Annotated in this window: 4 protein-coding genes; all 4 read left to right on the forward strand. The window is 54.5% G+C overall.

Annotation, left to right across the window (positions count from 1 at the left end):
- Positions 1 to 567, forward strand: a 567-nt coding sequence (locus ACLL9E_RS04085) for a TonB-dependent receptor domain-containing protein (protein ID WP_411290467.1), incomplete at its 5' end; no start/stop codon positions are given.
- 2 nt (positions 568 to 569) lie between these two features.
- A complete protein-coding gene (locus tag ACLL9E_RS04090; RefSeq protein ID WP_411290468.1) occupies positions 570 to 1,550 on the forward strand; it encodes a threonine-phosphate decarboxylase in 981 nt (326 codons plus the stop codon).
- Positions 1,547 to 2,158 carry a cob(I)yrinic acid a,c-diamide adenosyltransferase gene (cobO, locus tag ACLL9E_RS04095; RefSeq protein ID WP_411290469.1) on the forward strand — a complete coding sequence of 204 codons (612 nt, stop codon included), beginning with the start codon at positions 1,547 to 1,549 and terminating at the stop codon, positions 2,156 to 2,158. Before ACLL9E_RS04090 ends, cobO begins: the two co-directional genes overlap by 4 nt.
- Entirely contained in the window at positions 2,155 to 3,009 is an 855-nt protein-coding gene (locus tag ACLL9E_RS04100; protein ID WP_411290470.1) for an ABC transporter substrate-binding protein, read from the forward strand. Before cobO ends, ACLL9E_RS04100 begins: the two co-directional genes overlap by 4 nt.
- The last annotated feature ends 131 nt before the right edge of the window (positions 3,010 to 3,140 follow it).

Genomic DNA, 3,140 nt, shown 5'->3' on the forward strand with positions numbered 1-3,140 from the left:
TGGGATGCAGGAGTGACACAGAAATTGCTCGACGGTGCAATCGAGGTTGGTGCCACATGGTTTCACCGCGATACATCGAACCAGATTGTGTTTATTTCTTGTCCATTGCCGCGAACCGGAATTTGCACGAACCGGCCATCTGGCACCTATGACAATGTTGCCCGGACCCGGGCGCAGGGACTTGAGTTCGGTCTGAAACTGAAACCAGTCGGGGCACTTACTGTGCAAGCCAATTACAGCTGGATCGATGCCAACAACCGAGCCAATGGTTTGAAACTTGCACGTCGCCCAAGCCAAAGCGTGAATGCATCAATCGACTATATATGGGCTTTTGGACTCGAAACGGGGGCAACGGCTACCGTTGTCGGCGATAGTTTTGACAATGCGCCGAACACACGCCGCCTTGATGGTTATCTTCTGGTCGATCTGAGGGCGAGCTACCCACTTACGAGAGGCGTATCGCTTTATGGTCGCATCGAAAACCTGTTCGACGAGCAATATGAAACGATCTTCCGATATGGAACCCCAAGCCGCGCCGCCTATGCGGGCGTGCGGTTAAGCTACTGAGCATGAATGTGGCCAACCTCGTCGATCCGCTTCTCCATCACGGAGGGCGTATCGCCGTAGCGGCGGCCCGTTATCCAGCGGCGCCATCGCCTTGGCTCGACCTTTCAACGGGCATCAGCCCATGGTCCTACCCCGTGGGCGAGATTGACGTAAATGACTGGCAGAAACTGCCGTCAGAAGAAGATTTGGGGCAACTTGAAGCAGCCGCCGCAGGAGCCTTTGGCGACGTGAGCCTCGACCAAATCGTTGCGGTCCCCGGGACGGACTTTGCAATACGCTTGCTTGCAAAACATCTGCCCACAAAGCGCGTTGGCATCGTTGGCCCGACCTATGGCGGCTATCAATCAGCCTGGCCCGATGCAAAAACCATCTCGTTCGCAAAGTCGCGCAACGCTGATCTTCTGGTTTGCGCAAATCCTAACAATCCGGATGGGAAGGTAATTCCGAAGGCGCAACTCCAACGCTTGCGCAATCAGCGCATCGTTGACGAGGCCTTTGCAGACGCTTCGCCTGCACAGAGCCTCTTGCCGCACCGCAATGGCGCAATCGTGCTTCGCTCCTTTGGAAAATTCTATGGCCTCGCTGGCATTCGGCTCGGATTTGTAATCGCCGACAGGCCACTTGCCCGAGAGTTGCGCGCGCATTTGGGGGATTGGCCAATTTCGGGCCCAGCAATCGCAATTGGCACTAGGGCTTACCGTGATACCGAATGGCAGAATTACCAGCGGGACCGTTTAACCACCGCCGCGTATGAACTCACCGCGTTGCTCATCGACAGAGGATTGGCGATTGTAGGCAAAACGCCTTTGTTTCAGCTTGCCCGGCATGCTGCCGCGCCAAACTTGTTCATTCATCTGGCGCAAGCAGGCATTTTGGTCAGGCCATTTGCGGCAAATCCCGATTGGTTGCGTTTCGGCGTCCCCGGCGCTGATGCTGATTTTGACCGTTTATCTGTTGCTCTTAAAAATTGGAAACCTGCATGACTCAAGAAAACCCTGACCACGCAAAACACAACGCCCGTATGAAACGGCTAAAGGTTGCGCGTGACAAAATTCAGGCGCGCAAAACCATAGAGCGCGGGTTGCTGGTTGTGCACACCGGCAACGGCAAGGGGAAATCTTCGTCCGCGTTCGGCATGGCGATCCGCAGCATTGGATGGGGAATGAAGGTCGGTATATTGCAATATGTGAAAGGCAATTGGGAGACGGGCGAAAAAACATTTTTCGCGGATCGTCCTGAATTGCTGACTTGGGAAGTAATGGGCGCAGGCTTCACATGGGAAACGCAGGACCGCGCACAGGATGTTGCGGCAGCGCGCGCAGCTTGGGAACGGTCAAAAGAGCTAATCCTTGATCCAGCCTATGATTTCATCATCTTGGATGAGCTTAATATCGTGCTGCGCGATGACACATTGCCAATCGAAGAAATTGTGGCGTTTTTAAAGGATCGTCCAATGGAAAAACATATCTGCATCACTGGCCGCAATGCCAAGCCGCAGCTTATCCAAATTGCGGATCTTGTGACTGAATTTCAGGAAGTGAAACATCCGTTCAAGGCGGGTTTCATGGCACAAAAGGGCGTCGAATATTGACTAGATCCGCCGCTATTGTTCTGTTGCTGCTGTCTGGGTGTACGCTGCAACGTCCCGTGCCTTCGGAGCCGGACGCAACCCCGATGCGCATCGTGTCCATGAACCCATGCGTCGACACGATCCTGATGGAGATTGCCGATTCAAAACAGATTGCCGCGATCAGTCATTATTCCCAAGACCCCCGTGCTTCGTCGGTGCCGCTGAAATGGGCGATGCAATACCCCGTCGTTTCCGGCGCTGCCGAAGATGTCATTGCAGCTTCGCCCGATTTGGTGATCGCTGGGCCACATGTGTCCATCCAGACCATCGCCGCGCTCAAAAGGCTTGGCATTCCGCTTATGCAAGTGTCGGTTCCGGAGACCGTCGATGAAAGCAAAAAGCAAATAAGCGATATTGCCGCACGAATCGGGCATCGTCAGACAGGTGCAAATCTGAATGCCAAAATCGACACGGCAATTGCCGCAGCGCAATCCGGCGCGCCTCCTGTGTCTGCACTGATCTGGCAAGGTAGCGGGCTGGTTCCGGGTAAAGGCACCTTGGCAGATGAATTGATGACACGAACGGGTTTTCGCAACCTGAGCAGCATGCTTGGTCTTAAAAAATGGGATATATTGCCCATCGAAGGATTGTTGTCACAGCCGCCCGCCGTGCTGCTCGCTGGGCAAGCCAATATGGGCGCGGGCAATGCGGATTCGAACCGAATGCTGTCGCATCCTGTATTGCGCAACATCGGCGCGCGCATCAAAATCGCGCATTATCCATCTAGCCTGTTGCATTGCGGCGGGCCGATCATCATCAAATCCGTGGCGCGGTTGGCAGAGATACGGCGATTAATGGAGGCAAAGCCTTGAAGCTTAATCTCACGCTTGGAGCGGCGCTGCTGATCGTCATGCTGGCATCATTAATGGCAGGACGGACATGGGTTCCGATTGATGCGTGGTTGTCGGGTGATTTGCGGTCGATGATCGTCATGGAATTGCGC

The sequence above is a fragment of the Sphingorhabdus sp. genome (genome assembly GCF_046596595.1).
In the GTDB taxonomy this organism is placed as follows: Bacteria; Pseudomonadota; Alphaproteobacteria; order Sphingomonadales; family Sphingomonadaceae; genus Sphingorhabdus_B.